This is a genomic window from Streptococcus thalassemiae (assembly GCF_903645285.1).
GTDB classification, from domain to species: Bacteria; Bacillota; Bacilli; order Lactobacillales; family Streptococcaceae; genus Streptococcus; species Streptococcus thalassemiae.
Genome location: NZ_CAHJXN010000003.1, coordinates 459,132 through 478,618, shown reverse-complemented (window position 1 = coordinate 478,618; position 19,487 = coordinate 459,132). Strand labels below are relative to the sequence as shown.

At 41.1% G+C, this 19,487-nt stretch carries 16 protein-coding genes and 1 pseudogene; 14 read left to right on the top strand and 3 right to left on the bottom strand.

The annotated features are described in order from the left end of the window. The first annotated feature begins 65 nt into the window (after positions 1–65). Positions 66–1,361: an adenylosuccinate lyase gene (gene purB / locus HWX15_RS07450; protein ID WP_033688008.1), complete on the top strand. Its 1,296-nt coding sequence runs from the start codon at positions 66–68 to the stop codon at positions 1,359–1,361. A 259-nt stretch (positions 1,362–1,620) separates the two neighbouring features. On the opposite strand, the gene HWX15_RS07445 is transcribed toward purB, so the two are convergent. Beyond that, the gene (locus tag HWX15_RS07445) at positions 1,621–2,337 is read right to left on the bottom strand and encodes a GntR family transcriptional regulator (RefSeq protein WP_173277324.1); all 717 of its coding nucleotides are present in this window, start codon (positions 2,335–2,337) and stop codon (positions 1,621–1,623) included. Between the two features lie 347 nt (positions 2,338–2,684). Between HWX15_RS07445 and HWX15_RS07440 the strand changes: the two genes are divergently transcribed. The 9 genes and pseudogenes from HWX15_RS07440 to HWX15_RS10335 form a co-directional block, all read left to right on the top strand. Further along, entirely contained in the window at positions 2,685–4,472 is a 1,788-nt protein-coding gene (locus tag HWX15_RS07440) for a glycoside hydrolase family 35 protein (protein ID WP_175880707.1), read from the top strand. Beyond that, entirely contained in the window at positions 4,469–4,945 is a 477-nt protein-coding gene (locus HWX15_RS07435; protein WP_000156973.1) for a PTS sugar transporter subunit IIB, read from the top strand. Before HWX15_RS07440 ends, HWX15_RS07435 begins: the two co-directional genes overlap by 4 nt. A gap of 27 nt (positions 4,946–4,972) precedes the next feature. Beyond that, the gene (locus HWX15_RS07430) at positions 4,973–5,878 is read left to right on the top strand and encodes a PTS mannose/fructose/sorbose/N-acetylgalactosamine transporter subunit IIC (RefSeq protein ID WP_000617003.1); all 906 of its coding nucleotides are present in this window, start codon (positions 4,973–4,975) and stop codon (positions 5,876–5,878) included. Then, on the top strand, positions 5,865–6,680 hold the full coding sequence (locus HWX15_RS07425) for a PTS system mannose/fructose/sorbose family transporter subunit IID (RefSeq protein WP_172928728.1): 816 nt from the start codon (positions 5,865–5,867) through the stop codon (positions 6,678–6,680). The genes HWX15_RS07430 and HWX15_RS07425 overlap by 14 nt, the downstream gene beginning before the upstream one ends. A 6-nt stretch (positions 6,681–6,686) precedes the next feature. Continuing rightward, the gene (locus HWX15_RS07420; RefSeq protein ID WP_175880706.1) at positions 6,687–7,091 is read left to right on the top strand and encodes a PTS sugar transporter subunit IIA; all 405 of its coding nucleotides are present in this window, start codon (positions 6,687–6,689) and stop codon (positions 7,089–7,091) included. Positions 7,092–7,388: 297 nt separating this feature from the next. Then, positions 7,389–8,555 carry an SIS domain-containing protein gene (locus HWX15_RS07415; RefSeq protein ID WP_175880705.1) on the top strand — a complete coding sequence of 389 codons (1,167 nt, stop codon included), beginning with the start codon at positions 7,389–7,391 and terminating at the stop codon, positions 8,553–8,555. A 116-nt stretch (positions 8,556–8,671) separates the two neighbouring features. Further along, a complete protein-coding gene (locus HWX15_RS07410; protein ID WP_175880704.1) occupies positions 8,672–9,709 on the top strand; it encodes an aldose epimerase family protein in 1,038 nt (345 codons plus the stop codon). 133 nt (positions 9,710–9,842) lie between these two features. Beyond that, on the top strand, positions 9,843–11,030 hold the full coding sequence (locus HWX15_RS07405) for a CAP domain-containing protein (protein WP_175880703.1): 1,188 nt from the start codon (positions 9,843–9,845) through the stop codon (positions 11,028–11,030). 2,029 nt (positions 11,031–13,059) lie between these two features. Beyond that, a pseudogene (locus HWX15_RS10335) lies at positions 13,060–13,734 on the top strand (RICH domain-containing protein); the annotation flags it as partial. 225 nt (positions 13,735–13,959) lie between these two features. Here the strand turns inward: HWX15_RS10335 and HWX15_RS07395 are convergent. Together HWX15_RS07395 and HWX15_RS07390 are read right to left on the bottom strand one after the other, a co-directional pair. Next, on the bottom strand, positions 13,960–14,643 hold the full coding sequence (locus HWX15_RS07395) for a DUF4956 domain-containing protein (protein WP_175880701.1): 684 nt from the start codon (positions 14,641–14,643) through the stop codon (positions 13,960–13,962). Further along, positions 14,636–15,412, bottom strand: a complete 777-nt coding sequence (locus tag HWX15_RS07390) for a polyphosphate polymerase domain-containing protein (RefSeq protein WP_000802442.1) — start codon at positions 15,410–15,412, stop codon at positions 14,636–14,638. Before HWX15_RS07390 ends, HWX15_RS07395 begins: the two co-directional genes overlap by 8 nt. Positions 15,413–15,642: 230 nt before the next feature. On the opposite strand from HWX15_RS07390, the gene HWX15_RS07385 reads away from it, so the two are divergent. The 4 genes from HWX15_RS07385 to HWX15_RS07370 all read left to right on the top strand — a co-directional run bounded on the left by HWX15_RS07385 (position 15,643) and on the right by HWX15_RS07370 (position 18,834). Further along, positions 15,643–16,881 (top strand): carbohydrate-binding domain-containing protein, encoded by a 1,239-nt coding sequence (locus tag HWX15_RS07385; RefSeq protein ID WP_175880700.1) that lies wholly within the window; start codon positions 15,643–15,645, stop codon positions 16,879–16,881. 242 nt (positions 16,882–17,123) lie between these two features. After that, entirely contained in the window at positions 17,124–17,978 is an 855-nt protein-coding gene (locus tag HWX15_RS07380; RefSeq protein WP_175880699.1) for a VOC family protein, read from the top strand. Between the two features lie 30 nt (positions 17,979–18,008). Next, the gene (locus tag HWX15_RS10000; RefSeq protein WP_254867358.1) at positions 18,009–18,167 is read left to right on the top strand and encodes a hypothetical protein; all 159 of its coding nucleotides are present in this window, start codon (positions 18,009–18,011) and stop codon (positions 18,165–18,167) included. 109 nt (positions 18,168–18,276) lie between these two features. Beyond that, entirely contained in the window at positions 18,277–18,834 is a 558-nt protein-coding gene (locus HWX15_RS07370) for a sugar O-acetyltransferase (RefSeq protein WP_175880698.1), read from the top strand. Positions 18,835–19,487: the final 653 nt, after the last annotated feature.

Sequence of the window (19,487 nt, the reverse complement as noted above, 5' to 3'; positions counted from 1 at the left end):
TTGTTTGAATTTGAGCTACAAGCATCTGTTCTCCTGTATAAAACAAAAAGAAAGGAAAAGAAAACATGATTGATAGATATAGCCGCCCTGAGATGGCGAATATTTGGAGTGAAGAAAATAAATACCGTGCTTGGCTTGAGGTGGAAATCTTGGCTGACGAGGCATGGGCTGAGTTGGGGGAAATCCCTAAGGAAGATGTGGCTTTGATTCGCGAGAAGGCGGACTTTGACATCGACCGTATTTTGGAGATTGAGCAGGAAACTCGTCACGATGTGGTGGCTTTCACGCGTGCGGTCTCTGAGACTCTTGGTGAAGAGCGCAAGTGGGTCCACTATGGTTTGACGTCTACCGACGTGGTGGATACGGCCTACGGTTACCTTTACAAGCAGGCCAACGACATCATCCGTCGTGACCTCGAAAACTTCACCAACATCATCGCTGATAAGGCTAAGGAGCACAAGTTCACCATCATGATGGGTCGTACCCACGGTGTGCATGCTGAGCCGACGACTTTTGGTCTTAAATTGGCGACTTGGTACAGCGAAATGAAGCGCAATATCGAGCGTTTCGAGCATGCGGCTGCTGGTGTGGAAGCTGGTAAGATTTCTGGTGCGGTTGGTAACTTTGCCAACATCCCACCATTTGTGGAGCAATACGTCTGCGACAAATTGGGTATCCGTGCTCAAGAAATCTCTACACAGGTCCTTCCTCGTGACCTTCACGCTGAGTACTTTGCAGTCCTTGCTAGCATCGCGACTTCCATCGAGCGTATGGCGACTGAGATTCGTGGTCTACAAAAATCAGAACAACGCGAAGTGGAAGAGTTCTTTGCTAAGGGGCAAAAAGGGTCTTCAGCAATGCCTCACAAACGCAACCCAATCGGTTCTGAAAATATGACTGGGCTTGCGCGTGTTATCCGTGGCCACATGATTACAGCTTATGAAAACGTCGCTCTCTGGCATGAACGCGACATTTCCCACTCATCAGCTGAGCGTATCATCACACCTGATACGACCATCTTGATTGATTACATGCTCAACCGTTTTGGAAATATTGTCAAGAATTTGACAGTCTTCCCAGAAAATATGATCCGCAACATGAACTCTACGTTTGGTCTTATCTTTAGCCAACGTGCCATGTTGACCTTGATTGAAAAAGGGATGACCCGTGAGCAAGCCTATGACTTGGTACAACCAAAAACAGCCTACTCTTGGGATAATCAAGTGGACTTCAAACCACTTCTTGAGGCAGACCCAGAAGTAACTTCACGCCTCACACAAGAAGAAATCGACGAGATCTTCAACCCTCTTTACTACACCAAACGAGTGGATGATATCTTTGAACGTCTTGGATTAGGATAATTAGAATAAAAATCGAAGTTCTATTACTCTATTTACTGGAGTAGCAGAACTTCGATTTTTCTTTTTTATTAAAGTGCTTTTGCAAAAAATAACCAATATTTTATAATATGTTGAATATAGAATAGTATACTGTGACTTCTAAAATATTACTAGAAATTCCTTTAAATTTCCTAATCGATTTGTCCATATTCTATTTCAATCTACTATGTCATATAATAAGCATAGAAAAAGCCCAAGCGATTAGGCTCAGACTTTCTTCTTAGTGATCACGGTCACATGAGATGAATTTAATCTTGTAATAATCAGATCGTTTGTAAGTTTCACTGTATCCTAAAACTTGACCAGTTGATTCGAGTTTGGTGATTTTAGTTTGTAAGACAGTAGGGAATTGTTCATCGACTCCGAGGACTGAAGCCGCATGTTCTGGAGTTGGAAAGACTATTTCATTGATTTCTTCAAAGTGTTCATCATTCATATGAATGTGGTAGTCTAACTTGAAACGGTTATAGATGGAACTATAGTATTCAAGGTTTGGATAATTTGCGTTGATATATTGTTCTGGGATGTAGGATGTATGGTAGATATAAACGACACCGTTTGATTCGCGGACACGTTCAATCTTGTAGTAGAATTGATCGCCGCGTAGACCCAATTTTTCCAAGTAAGCGAGTTTGTTTCCGCGTTCAATTGAAAGAACAGTTACCTTATCATCTTTAGCATTAAAGAGTTCAATATCTGAAAACTCTACAAGCTTGTGTTTGCGTGCACGTGAAACGAAGGTTCCTTTTCCTTGTTGGCGGACAATATATCCATCTTTAGCAAGGTCGTTTAAGGCGCGGACAACTGTGATAGAACTGACATCGTACATTGAAATGAGCTCTGCTTCAGTGTAAAATTTATCTCCACTGCTAAACTGCCCAGAGATGATTTTATTTTTTAATTCGTCTTTTATGTATTGATATTTGGGAATTGCCATATTTTTACCTCTATTTTCCTTCTCCACAGAAAATTTTACCATAAAAGCGAAAAAAATAGTAGTCTTTTGAATAAAAAATTAGAAAAATAGTTTGAAAAATTAAGCTACATAGGCATTGCACGTATTTTATAAATGTATTTTATACAAAATTATTTTAGGTTATCTATTCCGAATTGAAAGAGCGTTTGAAATGGGTCTGAAAATGTTTGAAACTAATTGAACGTGTGTATAATAGTAAAATTCTAGCAAATATTCCGACAATTTCTATTGACAATTCAAACAGATTGGTTTATAATTACTATAACAACAAATGAAAGCGTAAACTTTCGCGGTCAGAAGGTAGTTTTATGACACGATTTGAGATACGAGATGATTTCTATCTTGATGGAAAATCATTTAAGATTTTATCTGGCGCCATTCATTATTTTAGGGTTCCTCCAGAAGATTGGTATCATTCGCTCTATAACTTGAAGGCTCTTGGCTTTAATACGGTAGAGACTTATGTGGCTTGGAATTTACACGAGCCTCGTGAGGGCGAGTTTCACTTTGAAGGGGCTCTGGATTTAGAGCGATTTCTCCAGACGGCACAGGATTTAGGTCTCTACGCTATCGTTCGTCCGTCACCCTTTATCTGTGCGGAATGGGAATTCGGTGGTTTACCAGCTTGGCTTTTAACCAAAGATATGAGGATTCGTTCCTCAGATCCTGCTTATATTGAAGCTGTCGGTCGCTACTATGACCAGCTCTTGTCACGATTGGTTCCACATTTGTTGGACAATGGTGGCAATATCCTTATGATGCAGGTTGAAAATGAGTATGGTTCTTATGGCGAGGATAAGGCTTACCTGAGAGTCATTCGACAGCTGATGGAAGAGCGTGGCGTAACCTGTCCCCTCTTTACATCAGATGGTCCATGGCGAGCTACTTTGAAAGCTGGAACCTTAATCGAAGATGACCTCTTTGTAACAGGAAACTTTGGTTCTAAGGCACCTTACAACTTTTCACAGATGCAGGAATTCTTTGATGAGCATGGTAAGAAATGGCCACTCATGTGTATGGAATTTTGGGATGGTTGGTTCAATCGCTGGAAAGAACCGATTATCACACGGGATCCAAAAGAATTGGCAGATGCAGTTCGAGAAGTTTTGGAACAAGGCTCTATCAATCTTTACATGTTCCACGGTGGTACAAACTTTGGCTTCATGAATGGTTGCTCGGCTCGAGGGACTTTGGACCTGCCACAAGTTACGTCTTATGATTACGATGCCCTTCTGGATGAAGAAGGAAATCCAACTGCTAAATATCTGGCAGTCAAGAAGATGATGGCGACACATTTCCCAGAGTATCCACAGTTGGAACCACTCTACAAAGAGAGTATGGAGTTGGATGCTATTCCACTAGTTGAAAAAGTTTCCTTGTTTGAAACCTTGGATAGCTTGTCAAGTCCGATAGAAAGTCTCTATCCTAAAAAGATGGAGGAGTTGGGACAAAGCTATGGTTACTTACTCTATCGAACAGAAACAAACTGGGATGCAGAAGAAGAAAGACTTCGTATCATTGATGGTCGAGATAGGGCCCAGCTTTATGTCGATGGTCAGTGGGTTAAAACCCAATACCAGACAGAGATTGGGGAAGATATTTTTTATCAAGGTGAAAAGAAAGCGCTATCTATGATAGATATCTTGGTAGAAAATATGGGGCGTGTCAACTATGGTCACAAGTTCTTAGCGGATACGCAACGTAAGGGAATTCGGACAGGGGTTTGTAAGGATTTGCACTTCTTACTAAACTGGAAACACTATCCACTCCCACTAGACAATCCTGAGAAAATTGATTTTTCAAAAGGATGGACTCAAGGACAACCAGCCTTTTACGCTTATGACTTTATAGTCCAAGAGCCAAAAGATACTTACCTAGACTTGTCTGAGTTTGGTAAGGGAGTTGCCTTTGTCAATGGGCAGAATCTAGGACGTTTTTGGAACGTTGGCCCGACCCTCTCGCTTTATATCCCTCATAGCTATCTCAAGGAAGGTGCCAATCGTATCATCATCTTTGAAACAGAGGGCCAATATAAAGAAGAGATTCATTTAACTCGTAAACCTACACTAAAACACATAAAGGGGGAAAACTTATGACAATTGTAGGATGCCGTATCGATGGACGTTTGATCCACGGACAAGTAGCCAATCTTTGGGCTGGAAAACTAAATGTTTCACGTATTATGGTTGTAGATGACGAAGTTGTCAACAACGACGTTGAAAAGAGTGGTTTGAAACTTGCGACACCACCAGGTGTAAAATTGAGTATTTTGCCAATTGAAAAAGCGGCAGCCAATATTCTTGCTGGAAAATACGATAGCCAACGTCTCTTTATCGTGGCTCGTAAACCAGACCGCTTCCTTGGTTTGGTTGAAGCAGGTGTACCACTTGAAACCCTTAATGTTGGGAATATGTCTCAAACACCAGAAACTCGTTCCATCACACGTTCTATCAACGTAGTAGACAAGGATGTGGAAGATTTCCACAAACTGGCAGAAAAAGGTGTTAAACTTACTGCTCAAATGGTTCCAAATGATCCAATTTCAGACTTTTTGAGCTTATTAAAATAGGAAAAAAATTTTTAGGAGGTCATTGTTATGATACAATGGTGGCAAATTTTACTTCTCACTTTGTACTCAGCTTATCAAATCTGTGATGAGTTGACGATCGTTTCATCTGCAGGTTCCCCTGTATTTGCTGGTTTCATTACTGGTTTAATCATGGGAGATGTGACTACTGGTTTGCTTATCGGTGGTAACTTGCAACTGTTCGTTCTTGGGGTTGGTACCTTCGGTGGTGCTTCTCGTATCGACGCAACTTCTGGTGCGGTTCTTGCGACAGCCTTCTCTGTTTCACAAGGAATTGATGCACCGCTTGCAATTACTACAATCGCTGTACCAGTAGCAGCTCTCTTGACTTACTTCGACGTTCTTGGACGTATGACTACTACCTTCTTCGCTCACCGTGTGGATGCTGCCATCGAACGCTTTGACTATAAAGGTATTGAACGCAACTACTTGCTTGGTGCGATTCCTTGGGCTCTATCTCGTGCCCTTCCAGTCTTCTTTGCCCTTGCTTTTGGTGGTGAATTTGTACAAGGCGTAGTAGACTTCGTTACAGAATACCAATGGGTTGCAGATGGTTTGACACTTGCAGGACGTATGCTTCCAGGTCTTGGATTTGCAATCTTGCTTCGTTACCTTCCAGTTAAACGTAACCTTCACTACCTTGCTATGGGATTTGGTTTGACAGCTATGTTGACTGTTCTTTACTCATATGTAACAGGTCTTGGTGGCGCTGTTGCTGGTATCGTAGGTACTCTTCCTGCTGAAGTTGCTGAAAAAATTGGTTTCGTGAACAACTTCAAAGGTTTGTCTATGATTGGTATTTCTATCGTAGGTATTTTCCTTGCAGTGCTTCACTTTAAAAATAGCCAAAAAGTAGCTGTAGCAGCACCTTCTACACCATCAGAAAGTGGGGAAATCGAAGATGACGAATTCTAATTACAAACTTACAAAAGAAGATTTTAATCAAATCAACAAACGTAGCTTGTTTACTTTCCAATTAGGTTGGAACTACGAACGTATGCAAGCTTCTGGTTACCTTTACATGATCTTGCCTCAATTGCGTAAAATGTATGGGGATGGAACTCCTGAATTGAAAGAAATGATGAAAGTTCATACTCAATTCTTCAATACTTCACCATTCTTCCATACCATTATCGCTGGTTTTGACCTTGCCATGGAAGAAAAAGATGGTGTGGGTTCAAAAGACGCCGTTAACGGTATCAAGACAGGTTTGATGGGACCATTTGCTCCTCTTGGAGATACAATCTTTGGTTCACTTGTACCTGCTATCATGGGGTCAGTCGCAGCAACTATGGCTATCGCTGGCCAACCTTGGGGTATCTTCCTTTGGATTGCAGTTGCAGTAGCCTATGACATCTTCCGTTGGAAACAGTTGGAATTTGCCTACAAAGAAGGGGTTAACCTCATCAACAACATGCAAAGTACCTTGACAGCTTTGATTGACGCTGCATCTGTACTTGGTGTCTTCATGATGGGTGCTCTTGTAGCAACAGTAATTAACTTTGAAATTTCTTACAAATGGGCAATCGGTGAGAAGATGATTGACTTCCAAGACATCTTGAACCAAATCTTCCCACGCTTGCTTCCAGCAATCTTTACTGCCTTTATCTTCTGGTTGCTTGGTAAGAAAGGTATGAACTCTACTAAAGCTATCGGTATTATTATCGTACTTGCTTTGGCTCTTTCTGCCTTTGGTAAATTTGTACTTGGAATGTAATTCCTTATGACCAAATCATTAATTTTGGTGAGCCATGGTCGCTTCTGTGAGGAGCTTAAAGGTAGCACAGAAATGATTATGGGCCCACAAGACAACATTTACACAGTAGCTCTTCTTCCAGAAGATGGACCAGAAGAATTTACTGCAAAATTTGAAGCTGCTATTGAAGGATTGGATGATTTCCTAGTCTTTGCGGATCTTCTCGGTGGAACACCATGTAACGTGATAAGCCGTTTGATTATGGAAGGTCGTGACATCGAACTTTATGCAGGGATGAATCTCCCAATGGTGATTGAATTTATCAATGCGAGCTTGACAGGCGCAGATGCGGACTATAAGAACCGTGCTGCAGAAAGCATTGTGAAAGTCAATGACCTGTTAGCTGGCTTCGATGATGACGAAGATGAATAATACTCTTCGAAAATCTCTTTAAACCATACTAGTGTCGCCTTGCCGTAGGTATGGTTACTGACTTCGTCAGTTCTATTCACAACCTCAAAACAGTGTTTTGAGCTGACTTTGTCAGTCTTATCCGGCAACCTCAAAGCAGTGCTTTGAGCAGCCTGCGGCTAGTTTCCTAGTTTGCTCTTTGATTTTCATTGAGTATACGATGTGACAACGTGAAAATCGTCAGAACAACTTATATAGAATATACATGGGAATGGGGCTTACTCCCATTCCCATATTTGATAGAAAAAGAGGAACTCAATGCTACATTATACAAAAGAAGACTTGATTGAATTGGGTGCAGAAATCACGACACGTGAAATCTACCAACAGCCTGATGTATGGAAAGAAGTTTTTGAATCTTATCAAGAAAAACGTGAAGAAATTGCAGCCTTCCTACAAGGGATTGCGGATAAACATGACTATATCAAGGTTATTTTGACAGGTGCTGGGACTTCTGCTTATGTGGGAGATACCTTGGTGCCTTACTTTAAGGAAGTCTATGACGAACGCAAATGGAATTTCAATGCTATTGCGACAACAGATATCGTTGCCAATCCAGAAACTTATTTGAAAAAAGATGTGGCGACTGTCCTTGTATCTTTCGCTCGTAGTGGAAATTCACCTGAAAGTGTGGCAACTGTTGATTTGGCCAAAGCCTTGGTGGATGAGCTTTATCAAGTGACGATTACTTGCGCAGCAGATGGTAAATTGGCTCTTCAAGCTCATGGAGATGACCGCAATCTCTTGCTTTTGCAACCAGCTGCCTCTAATGATGCTGGATTTGCCATGACTTCTAGCTTTACATCTATGATGTTGACAGCACTCTTGGTCTTTGATCCTACAGAATTTGCTGTGAAAGCTGAACGTTTTGAAGTTGTATCTAGTCTTGCTCGTAAAGTTTTAGATAATGCAGAAGATGTCAAAGAGCTTGTTGACCTCGACTTTAATCGTGTCATCTATCTAGGCGCTGGTCCTTTCTTTGGACTTGCTCATGAAGCTCAGTTGAAGATTTTGGAACTAACTGCTGGTCAAGTTGCGACTATGTATGAAAGCCCAGTCGGGTTCCGTCACGGTCCAAAATCTCTTATCAACGAAGATACAGTTGTCTTGGTCTTTGGTACAACGACAGACTACACTCGTAAGTACGACTTGGACTTGGTTCGTGAAGTTGCTGGTGACCAGATTGCTCGCCGTGTTGTGCTTTTGAGTGATCAAGCCTTTGGTCTTGAAAATGTCAAAGAAGTGACCCTTGGTTGTGGCGGTGTCTTGAATGATATTTACCGTGTCTTCCCTTACATCGTGTATGCCCAACTCTTTGCCCTATTGACTTCACTCAAGGTAGAAAATAAACCTGATACACCGTCTCCTACAGGTACCGTAAACCGTGTGGTACAAGGTGTTATCATCCACGAATATCAAAAGTAAGACAGTGTTTATGAATTCTTGACAAGAGGATTTGTAAATCATACAAGTAAACCATAGATTGTCAAGGCGCTTTCTATGGTTTGTTTGCTTGAGAGAAATAGTAAAAGGAGAACAAAATGAAAGCATACACAGAGCGTGTATTTGGAAATGTTGAGGGACAAGATGTCTTGGCCTATCAATTTGAAACTGACGGTGGCTACCAGCTTGAAGTCATGACCTATGGTGCGACCATCTTGCGCTATGTCACGCCTGACAAGGCTGGAAATTTTGCCAATGTTATCTTGGGATTTGATGACTTTGATAGTTATGTAGGCAATAGTCCTAAACATGGGGCTAGCGTAGGTCCTGTGGCAGGTCGTATCGCAGGTGCGACATTTGAACTCAATGGTCAGACTTATAATCTTGAAGTCAACAATGCTAGTAACTGTAACCACAGTGGTTCAACAGGTTGGGATTCAAGCTTGTTTGAACTAGCTGAAGTGAGCGACCATGGCTTGACCCTTTACACAGAGCGTACAGATGGGACAGGAGGATTTCCTGGCAATCTCAAGATTTGGATCAGCTATCACTTGGAAGAAACTGGTGCCTACGAAATCAGCTACAAGGTAACAACTGATCAAGATACCTTGGTCAATCCAACCAACCACAGCTATTTCAACTTGTCTGGTGATTTCACGCAGACAGTTGACCGCCATGTCTTCCAATTAAACACAGAGGGGATTTACCCAATCGCTCCCGACGGTGTTCCTGCAAAAACTCCAGATGCTACTCGTGATGTGGTCAAACACATCTACAATGGTGCCTTGTTGAAAGACATCTTTGCAGAAGAAGATGAGCAAATCCAGTTGGTATCAGGTTTAGATCATCCATTTGCTCTCCCTGTAGGTCATGACAATGCTGGTTTCCTTTATGACCAAAACTCAGGTCGCTTCCTGCTCTTCAAGACAGAGGCTCCTTGCTTTGTAGTCTACACAGCAAATTTTGTGGATGAGAGTGTCATCATAGGAGGTCAGCCAATGGTACAGCACAATGGGATTGCCCTTGAAGCGCAAGCTTTACCAGATGCCATTCACAGTAACCTCAAAGACCAAGTCATCCTTAAAGCTGGTCAAACCTTCACAAGTAAGACACGTTATGAACTTGTTGTGAAATAAAGAATCATTGCGCCTACTTTTGGGATTTAGGAATAGGTAAGCAAAGACAAATAGTAGGAAAATATGATATAATTAAACGTTGAAAGGTATCTGTTAAGATAATATTCAAACTACAATAAGGAGTAAGAAAGAAATGAAGAAAATTGTATTTGCTAGTGCCTTGGCCTTGACCTTGGCAGGAGCAGTTTTGACAAATGATGTTTTTGCGAACGACAGACTGGTTGCAACACAATCTGCTGATGGCAATGTATTGACCTCAGAGGTGCTAAAACCTTCTAGTGGCAATGTTTTGGTTGGAATCAAGGGAGAATTTTTGCCTCCTCATCAACAATCTATTTTAGATGCTATCAATAAAATTCGTAAAGAAGCAGCGGATGAAGGTTTGGTAGATAAGTATGTTCCTGTCAAATGGTCAGTTGACCATGAGAAAACGGCTTTTGTACGCGCTGCTGAGGTATCTGTTGCGCTGAAGGCTGAACGTCTTTCAAGTAAAAACAACTGGACTGCCTTTCCATCTGGTAATAGCCTAAGTGGAGAAGCTTTAGATTTGAATCCTGAGGGATTTCTAAAAGCCATTGAAAATTGGCATGCTGAAAAGGCGAACTATGTGGCGAAAAAGAAAGATAAAACATCAAAAGAATTTTCATCTTATTATGAGAACTTGATTAACCCTAAATTTACCCATGTGGGTCTTGCTGCTTTTAAAAATGCAGCTAATCCTCAGAAAGCAGCAACCGTTGCTTTGGCTCTAGGAACTACGACTTCTTCAGAGGAATTGGCTGGTGGATATGGTTCTGCTGTTCAGTACACAGAAGTGACTGCTTCAAACCTTTCAACAGTTAAAAGTAAAGCTATAGTTGTAGAAACACCGCTGAAAGATTTCAGAAAATCCACATCTGATCAGTCTGGCTGGGTGCAGTCTAATGGCAAGTGGTATTTTTATGAGTCTGGTGATGTGAAGACAGGCTGGTTGAAAACAGGTGGTCAATGGTACTACTTGAATGATCTAGGTGTCATGCAGACTGGATTTGTAGAAGTTGATGGATCGGTGTATTATCTAAGTAACTCAGGTGCTATGTTTACAGGCTGGGGAACAGATGGTAGCAGATGGTTCTACTTTGATGGCTCAGGAGCTATGAAAACAGGCTGGTACAAGGAAAATGGTACTTGGTATTACCTTGATGAAGAAGGGATCATGAAGACGGGTTGGTTTAAAGTAGGTCAACACTGGTACTATGCAAATGGTTCAGGCGCTTTGGCTGTTAACACAACAACACCAGATGGTTACCGTGTCAATGCTAATGGTGAATGGGTAAGCTAGGATGAACATGCCGACTGAGAGGTAAGTTATCCGTCTCACTAGCAACAAGAATGAACGATAAGAAAGAGGTTGATGGCGAACATTGACCTCTTTTTTGGAGTGTCTCGAGTCAGTTGCTACTTACTGAAAATAAGAACGAGTCATCATCCATCGCAAATATGCAAGACTATTCCTAATTCAGAAATCAACCTTTTGATATATGGTAATGTGAGTTTTATCTGCAATCGAAAAGCAAATACACACCTTGTCTTTGAAGTCAAGTGAGTATAAAAGAGAAACTCTAAGGGAGAGAATGTAAAGAAATACAAAAGTTTTCAAAACGATTTTCATAAAAACTTTGATAAAACAAATAAAATTCCGAACGAAAATGTAACACAATTGTAATATAAAACACTTGACAAGTATTTACGGGGGGGGGTATACTTAATATAGTATAGTCTGAAAATGATTATCAGAAAAGAGGTAAATTTAGATGAATAAGAAAAAAATGATTTTAACAAGTCTAGCCAGTGTCGCTATCTTAGGAGCTGGTTTTGTTGCGTCTCAGCCTACTTTTGTAAGAGCAGAAGACGCTCCCGTAGCTAACCAGTCTCAAGCTAAGAAAGACTACGATGCAGCAATGAAAAAATCTGAAGCTGCTAAGAAAGACTACGATGCAGCAATGAAAAAATCTGAAGCTGCTAAGAAAGACTACGATGCAGCAATGAAAAAATCTGAAGCTGCTAAGAAAGAATACGAAGACGCTAAAAAAGTTTTAGCTGAAGCAGAAGCTGATCAGAAAAAATATGAAGACGATCAGAAGAAAACTGAAGAGAAAGCAGAGAAAGCAAAAGCAGCTTCTGAAGAGATAGCTAAGGCAACAGAGGAAGTTCAAAAAGCGGTCCTAGATTATCTAAATGCTATCAGAAATCACGACGAAAATGGGAAAAAATCCGCAGAAGAAGCTGAGAAAAAAGCTAAGGAACACGAAACTGCTGCGAAGGAGAAATTTAATACTATTCAAACAACAATAGTAGTTCCTGAACCAGATAAGTTAGCTGAAACTAAGAAAAAAGCAGAAGAGGCTGAAAAAAATAAACCAGAACTTACTAAGAAAGTAGAAGAAGCTAAAGCAAAAGCAGAAGAAGCTAAAAAAGCAGAAGAAGTAGCTAAGAAAAAATCTGATGAGGCAGCTCAAGAAGAAGAAGTAGCGAAGAAAAAAGTAGAGGCAGAGAAGAAAGAAGCCGAAGCCAAAGAAGAATTAAAAAACTTTTTGAATAAAGTAGAAGAAGCTACTATAGCGGAAATCAATAATAGTGATAAAATCAAGCCTGAAGATAAGCCTAAAGCTATTGAAAAAGCAAAAGAAGCTATCGGGAAAGAATATGTTTTAAAGGCTATTGAGAATGGCGAGTTATCAGCTACTGATCTTCTAGCTGATGTTAATAAAGCTGCTGAAGCGCCTGTATTAACAGAAGAGGACGAAAAGAAAGATAATCTCCCTAATAGCACAAGGCAAGATGGTAAATCTCTAACAGACTTACCTAAAGATATTCAAGATGGAATTAAAAAAGGGGAAGAAAATGATGCTGCACGTCCAGCGTCAGAAAAAGCACAAGATCGTGCTGATGATTTAGGTGATGCTGTAGCTAAACAACAAAAGGAAGTTGATGCTTTAAATAAAGAGACAGCAAGTAAACAACAAATTGCTGTAGCAGTAAAAGCTGCTCTTGAAAAAGCGAAGGAGACTCTGAAAGCTACTGAAGAAGCTAATGCAGATCCCGCTATCATTGAGGGAGCTAAAGCTGCTGTTGAAAAATTATCTCAAGCCGAGATGAAAGCAAATTCTGATTTTCAAGAAGCTGGTAGGAGTTTAGAGCAAGAGGTGTCAATTTTAAATGAATTGATAGACTTGTATAATAAAGCTCTTGAAGAGGTTAAAGAAGAAAAAGCAAAAGAAAAAACAGATGATCAAAGAGCTGAAGAAGACTACGCTCGTAAATCAGAAGAAGCATATAACCGCTTGACTCAACAGCAACCTCCAAAAACTGAAAAACCAGCTGAAACTCCAGCAAAACCAGAGAAACCAGCTGAACCAGCTCCAGCTCCATCCTCAGATCAACCAGCACAACCTTCTGTTCCTGCAAGACCATCTAATCCGACATATGTCCCTTCATACTCATCATATGTTCCATCATCCAGCTCATATTCTGTAGTGGCACCAGCTAAACCAGCCGCTCCAAAAACAGGCTGGAAACAAGAAAATGGTATGTGGTACTTCTACAATACGGATGGTTCAATGGCGACAGGTTGGCTACAAGACAACGGTTCATGGTACTACCTCAATGCTAATGGAGCTATGGTAACAGGTTGGCTCCAAAACAATGGCTCATGGTACTACCTCAACGCTAATGGAGCTATGGTAACAGGTTGGCTACAATACAATGGTTCATGGTACTACCTCAACGCTAATGGCGCTATGGCGACAGGTTGGGCTAAAGTCAACGGCTCATGGTATTACCTAAATGCTAACGGTTCAATGGCAACAGGTTGGCTTAAAGATGGAGATACATGGTACTATCTTGAAGTATCAGGTGCTATGAAAGCAAGCCAATGGTTCAAAGTATCAGACAAATGGTACTATGTTGACGGTTCAGGTGCCCTTGCAGTCAATACAACTGTAGATGGCTATAGAGTCAATGCCAATGGTGAATGGGTAAACTAAACCTAATATAACTAGTTAATACTTACTTCCTATGAGTATCCTTTAAAGTATTCCCTACAAATACCATATCCTTTCAGTAGATACTATACTCTTGTAGGAAGTTTAGATTAAAAAATAACTCTGTAATCTCTAGCCGGATTTATGGCGCTAGAGACTACGGAGTTTTTTGATTGGTAAAGAATGGTGGTACTCAAGAGATTCTTAGTTTGCTATTTGATTTGAAAATTACAAATTCTTTCTCTTCTTGGCATTCTTGGTCAGGGAAACCTGGTAAGTATCTTGTTCTTTAGTGAGGTAATGGATGACTTGAAAATCATCGGTTTGAGCCTTGAAATCCACTTCGTAGACAGTGGTGACTTGTTCTCCATCATTGCTGGTATCAATGGAGATGAGGTCTAACTCGGTACAGAATTGTGCCAGTCCAGATTGGATAGTTTGAAGTTGATTTTCTTGGTTGGCGATTGTGATAGTTAATAGTCTGCGACGTTGGTGGTTGCTCTTGCTTTGTTGTTTCTCTAAAAGAAGCCATACCGCTAAGATAAAGACGGTGAAGAGAACAGCTAAGGCTAGATAGCCTGTCCCTGCCGCCAGCCCGATAATCATGGCAAGAAAGATAGCAATTAGTTCCCGTGAGCCACTCGTTGCTGAACGGAAACGAATGAGGCTAAAGGTTCCTGCAACAGCGATAGAGGTTCCTAAGTTGCCATTTACCAGAAAGATGACCAAGGTCATTAAGCAGGGGAGTAGGGTCAAACTAACAGCAAATTCCCGTGTATAGAGGGTACGGTGTTTGTAAGCCCAGGTCAGCGCCAAACCTAAAATCAGGCTGACCAAGAGAGCTAGAAAGAGCTGGATAGGATTGGCAGTGGCAGTTGTATCGTTGAAGATAGAGTTGAAAAGATTAGACATAAGTAGTACCTACACTTTCTGTGCTTGGTCGTGGGCTATAGTCCAGCCCCTGAGACTTGTGGTAGGCGCAGCTGTATTTTGAAAATTTCTGCTCTACCAGTCCATATTGGTCTAGAATATCTTGTAGCCATTGGGGTTTTCTACCCGGAGCTTTGATTTCCATGATGACAATGTCCTCGTTTAGTAGAGGGAAACCGTCCTTTCCTGAGAATAAACTGACATTCTCATCACGATAGGTTAGATTTTGGTCAATGGTGACACGAATTTTATTGTAGGGAAATCCGCTAATTTCTTTCTTTTCCTTGAGAGAAAAGCGGTCGTAGTAGATATACATACGAGGGATGATGGCTTGCTGATATTCCTCTTGGAGTTGCTGGATTTTTTCAATCATCATTTGGTCCTTGATGCTGCTATCCAGCTGTCCTTTAGTCATAAACTGGGTGATAGACTGGGGAGTCGACAAGAGACGATATTTTCGTCCGACACCAGTTCTGTCCTTGGATTTGATTTCTAAAAATACCTGACTATCAGGCTGGACTTGACTGAGATAGGTTCGCATCCGAATCTTTTCTTTACGCTTAGTACCTTGGCTATCATCCTGAATCATATCAAATTGCTCTGTATCAAAGTAGATATTAGAAATGGTTGATGTTGGATAGTCGTCCTCGACGAGGTATGTTTTTAAGTCTTCTATTAAATCAGCCAAGTCAGTCTTGGCAACGACATATTTGGTTTCAATTCGTTTAAAGCTTGTTTCAATTGGTTTCATAAATCCTGTCTCCTTTATCAAACTGTTTCAGCACTCTATCTTATTAGAAGATATATGTGTCTGGGCAAGTTGAACTTGCTTGTGACTAGTCTATGGAACTTTCCTAAAACTTTTGTTAAAGATACCTTAACTGAAACTGAACTTAAGAAAAACTTTCAGAAAAAGTTCAGATTTTTTTCAGATTTCCCCTGTAAACTAAGCTCAAGCTAAATGAAGGCGAGGAAAAAAGTATGAAATCAAAAAAATGGACTCTAATCTTAACCAGTTTAACAGCTTTGACCTTGATGACAGCTTGTGGGCAGTCAACGACCAAGTCAAGTACAACTGCAGCGGCAGATACTACTGCCATCACAACTTCAACTAAAAACAGTCAATCTTCTTACTTTACAGAAAAGGACTACGACACTTCTTATGATGAAAATACAGCCTCTAAGATTGAATTGTCGGGCTCATCTGCAAGTGTCTCTGGAGACGGTGTGACAGTTTCTGGCTCAACAGTGACTATCTCAAAAGCAGGTACCTATGTCATTTCTGGTCAGTCTGACGGAGTGCAAATTAAAATTGCAGCTGATAAGTCTGATGATGTGAAACTTGTCCTAAAAGGCGCGACCATGACCAATACAGATGCGGCTATTTCGGCTACAAGCGCAGGTCATGTCTACCTCACTCTAGCAGAGGGAACCACCAACAGTCTCTCTGACTCAAGCTCTAACAGTGATGAAAAGGCAAATGCAGCTCTCTTTTCTAAGGTTGATTTGACCATCAATGGCTCAGGAACTCTCAATGTAGATGGCAAGAAAAGCAATGCTATCAAGGCTAACGACACCCTCCACATCACAGGTGGAACCTTTAACATCACATCGGTAGGCGATGCCTTTAATGTCAATGATGAACTTAACATCACTGGTACGACCATGACGATCGATGCCAAGGAAGATGGTGTCAAAGTTGACAATGATGACGATATGACTGTGGGAAATATGTATTTGGCGAACAATACCATAACAGTCACAGCAGGCGATGACGGCATTCACGCTTCTGGCAACCTAGTGATTGATAGTGGTACTTACACAGTCAAGAATGCGACTGAAGGAATTGAAGGGAAAGCCATTACGATCAATGGTGGAGATATCAATGTCTACTCGACAGATGATGGAGTCAATGCAGCCAATAAAAATGCCCAGCAAAGTGACATTTACTTTACTATGACAGGTGGCAATCTAACTGTAGAAGTTGGTCAAGGGGACACAGATCCGATTGACTCAAACGGGAATATCACGGTCACAGGCGGAACCATTAAATTGATAGGACAATCAGGCTTTGACTTTGATGGAACAGCAACCTATACAGGTGGGGATATTTACATCAACGGCGAAAAACAAACAGATATTGTCAATTCTATGCCTGGAGGCGGAGGTCCGAATAGAGGTCCTCAAGGCGGCGGTCCAGCCCCTGGCGGACGAGGATAAAGAAAAACGAGGCTGGGCAAGAAGTCTTTGAAATCAGAAAAACGCATAGTATCAGGTCTTGAGAAACCTTGGTACTATGCGTTTTATTGTGGGGAGATTTACTTCATTTTCTCCTGAAGTCGACTTTTTGCCCAACCTCGTTTTGTCCTGCTATTTGAGTTGTTCTACTTGACTCCAAGTAAAAAAGGAGTATAATGTTGTAATAAATAAAGTTACAATAAAAAAGAACAAAGGAGAAATAGATGACCTACGCATACAATAGTAAGATTTATTTGGCAGAGGCTGTTTTAAATGTTAAGGACTTGGCAAGTCAGACTGCCTTCTATCATCAGATTCTAGGCTTGGAAATCCTTTCTCAGACAGAATCTGAAAGTATTTTAGGAGCTGGTGGAAAGGCTTTGGTTCATTTACTGAAAACAGACAGACTAGAGGAGGGGCAAGATCACTATGGTCTCTATCACCTAGCTATCCTTTTACCAAGTCGTGAGGATTTGGCAAATCTGTTTAAGCATATAGCAGAGCTGCAAATTCAGCTAGTCGGCGGGGCGGATCATGGCTACAGTGAAGCAATCTATCTGGAAGATTTAGAAGGGAATGGGATTGAAATTTATTGGGATAAGCCTGTAGAGGAATGGGATATTAGTGAGGATGGGCGCATTGTCGGAGTGACCGAAGCCTTATCTGCTCAAGAAATATATGAGATGGGACGTAAAGTAGAACCTTTTGAGATAGCCTCTACTACGCGCATGGGGCATATCCATCTTTCTGTCAGGGATAGTCGAAAATCCAGCCAGTTTTATCAAAAAGTGTTAGGACTAGAGGATAAATTTAGTCTACCTAGCGCTAGTTGGATTGCGTCTGGGGATTATCATCATCATTTAGCGGTCAACGAGTGGGGAGGAAAAAGGCTAACCAGACGTGAACAAGGTTTACCCGGCTTGGCCTACTATGTCATTGAAGTCGCAAGCAAAGAAGAACTTCTAGCAATTGCCGAAAGAGGACAGGAAGTTGAGGCGCCTATCAAGTGGCTGACATCAACTCAGTTAGAAGTGACAGACCCAGATGGAATCGTGACGCGTATTCGCTTAGCTAGATAGGATGTGATAAAGACTAGCATCTAATACTCAATGAAAATCAAAGAGCAAACTAGGAAACTAGCCGCAGGTTGCTCAAAACACTGTTTTGAGGTTGTAGATAAGACTGACGAAGTCAGCTCAAAACACCGTTTTGAGGTTGCAGATAGAACTGACGAAGTCAGTAACATATATACGGCAAAGCGACGTTGACGCGGTTTGAAGAGATTTTCGAAGAGTATAAATTGTAGAAAGTGCTCCTTATCCTAGTCAGATATGTAGAAATTTTGATATGATAGTAAGGAATAAGGAGAAGAATGCAATGACCAGTGAATACCAGAAAATGATAGCAGGAGAGGTTTACCGTCCATCAAACCCAGAATTGCGAGCCTTGGCTGAGGCTTCTCGCCAAAAACAAGCTGCCTTTAACAAGGAAGAAGACCCCTTAAAGGGAGCTGAAATCATTAAGGCTTGGTTTGGTTCAACTGGGCAAAATCTATATGTCAATCCACGTCTGGTGGTCGATTATGGAGTCAATATCCATCTAGGGGAAAATTTTTATTCTAACTGGAACTTGACCATGCTGGATGTTTGTCCGATTCGTATTGGAGACAATGCCATGATTGGTCCTAATTGTCAGTTCCTGACTCCACTTCATCCGCTGGATCCACATGAGCGAAATTCAGGTATTGAGTACGGTAAGCCTATCACAATCGGAGATAATTTCTGGGCTGGTGGTGGCGTCATTGTCCTGCCTGGAGTCACACTGGGAAATAACGTCGTTGCAGGAGCAGGGGCAGTAATCACCAAGTCCTTTGGGGACAATGTTGTGTTAGGTGGCAATCCTGCGCGCGTGATTAAGGAGATACCTGTGGAATAGAAGTAAAAAGGAACAGCGGGTGTTGTTTCTTTTCTGTTATTCCCTTGTTCTTCAATAATGGAGAAAAAGGGAGTGGAGATAAAAACTTCTTCTACATTTTTACCCGGTTCACATTCACCTACTCTATATCTTAGCAAGTCTGCTTCATTAAGCAATTGCAAAGCATCTTGTAATTGGGATGTTTTTTGATACAAGAAGTATTAGTGTAGGAGAGAGTTTTTGTGGATGACTAGATGATGTCAATGATTTTTCTATTTATTTTCAGTCAGAGATGGTACAATAGCAAGATTGCAAACACTAGACTGCGCAGGCAGGAGGTGATCTTATGTGCGTTTTCATCGAACTTGTCTTGCTACCTATTCTTGCTGGTACACTAGCGAATGTCTTATCGGAGTGGCTTATCCGATTTGTAGCAAGCAAATGCGACAAGAAAAAGAAATAGCCTGAGCGCCTTGAGCAAGCGAAAAAAACACCACTGGCGACAACCGGTGGTGTTTTCTTATATGCTTATTTCATCGAACTTTTAAGCAAATCCATTGTACCATTAAAAAGAGTCTCTGTCAAAAATATTGTTATTGTATTGTTTTTATTCTCAGTTCATCAGCCCCTCCTTGACACTCCGTCAATTTTTGATACAATAGTACAAAATTAGA

Excerpts from the sequence above, each read along its gene's own strand:
- purB (WP_033688008.1), top strand. The coding sequence starts at position 66 with ATGATTGATAGATATAGCCGCCCTGAGATGGCGAATATTTGGAGTGAA.
- HWX15_RS07445 (WP_173277324.1), bottom strand. The coding sequence starts at position 2,337 with ATGGCAATTCCCAAATATCAATACATAAAAGACGAATTAAAAAATAAA.
- HWX15_RS07440 (WP_175880707.1), top strand. The coding sequence starts at position 2,685 with ATGACACGATTTGAGATACGAGATGATTTCTATCTTGATGGAAAATCA.
- HWX15_RS07435 (WP_000156973.1), top strand. The coding sequence starts at position 4,469 with ATGACAATTGTAGGATGCCGTATCGATGGACGTTTGATCCACGGACAA.
- HWX15_RS07430 (WP_000617003.1), top strand. The coding sequence starts at position 4,973 with ATGATACAATGGTGGCAAATTTTACTTCTCACTTTGTACTCAGCTTAT.
- HWX15_RS07425 (WP_172928728.1), top strand. The coding sequence starts at position 5,865 with ATGACGAATTCTAATTACAAACTTACAAAAGAAGATTTTAATCAAATC.
- HWX15_RS07420 (WP_175880706.1), top strand. The coding sequence starts at position 6,687 with ATGACCAAATCATTAATTTTGGTGAGCCATGGTCGCTTCTGTGAGGAG.
- HWX15_RS07415 (WP_175880705.1), top strand. The coding sequence starts at position 7,389 with ATGCTACATTATACAAAAGAAGACTTGATTGAATTGGGTGCAGAAATC.
- HWX15_RS07410 (WP_175880704.1), top strand. The coding sequence starts at position 8,672 with ATGAAAGCATACACAGAGCGTGTATTTGGAAATGTTGAGGGACAAGAT.
- HWX15_RS07405 (WP_175880703.1), top strand. The coding sequence starts at position 9,843 with ATGAAGAAAATTGTATTTGCTAGTGCCTTGGCCTTGACCTTGGCAGGA.
- HWX15_RS07395 (WP_175880701.1), bottom strand. The coding sequence starts at position 14,643 with ATGTCTAATCTTTTCAACTCTATCTTCAACGATACAACTGCCACTGCC.
- HWX15_RS07390 (WP_000802442.1), bottom strand. The coding sequence starts at position 15,412 with ATGAAACCAATTGAAACAAGCTTTAAACGAATTGAAACCAAATATGTC.
- HWX15_RS07385 (WP_175880700.1), top strand. The coding sequence starts at position 15,643 with ATGAAATCAAAAAAATGGACTCTAATCTTAACCAGTTTAACAGCTTTG.
- HWX15_RS07380 (WP_175880699.1), top strand. The coding sequence starts at position 17,124 with ATGACCTACGCATACAATAGTAAGATTTATTTGGCAGAGGCTGTTTTA.
- HWX15_RS10000 (WP_254867358.1), top strand. The coding sequence starts at position 18,009 with ATGAAAATCAAAGAGCAAACTAGGAAACTAGCCGCAGGTTGCTCAAAA.
- HWX15_RS07370 (WP_175880698.1), top strand. The coding sequence starts at position 18,277 with ATGACCAGTGAATACCAGAAAATGATAGCAGGAGAGGTTTACCGTCCA.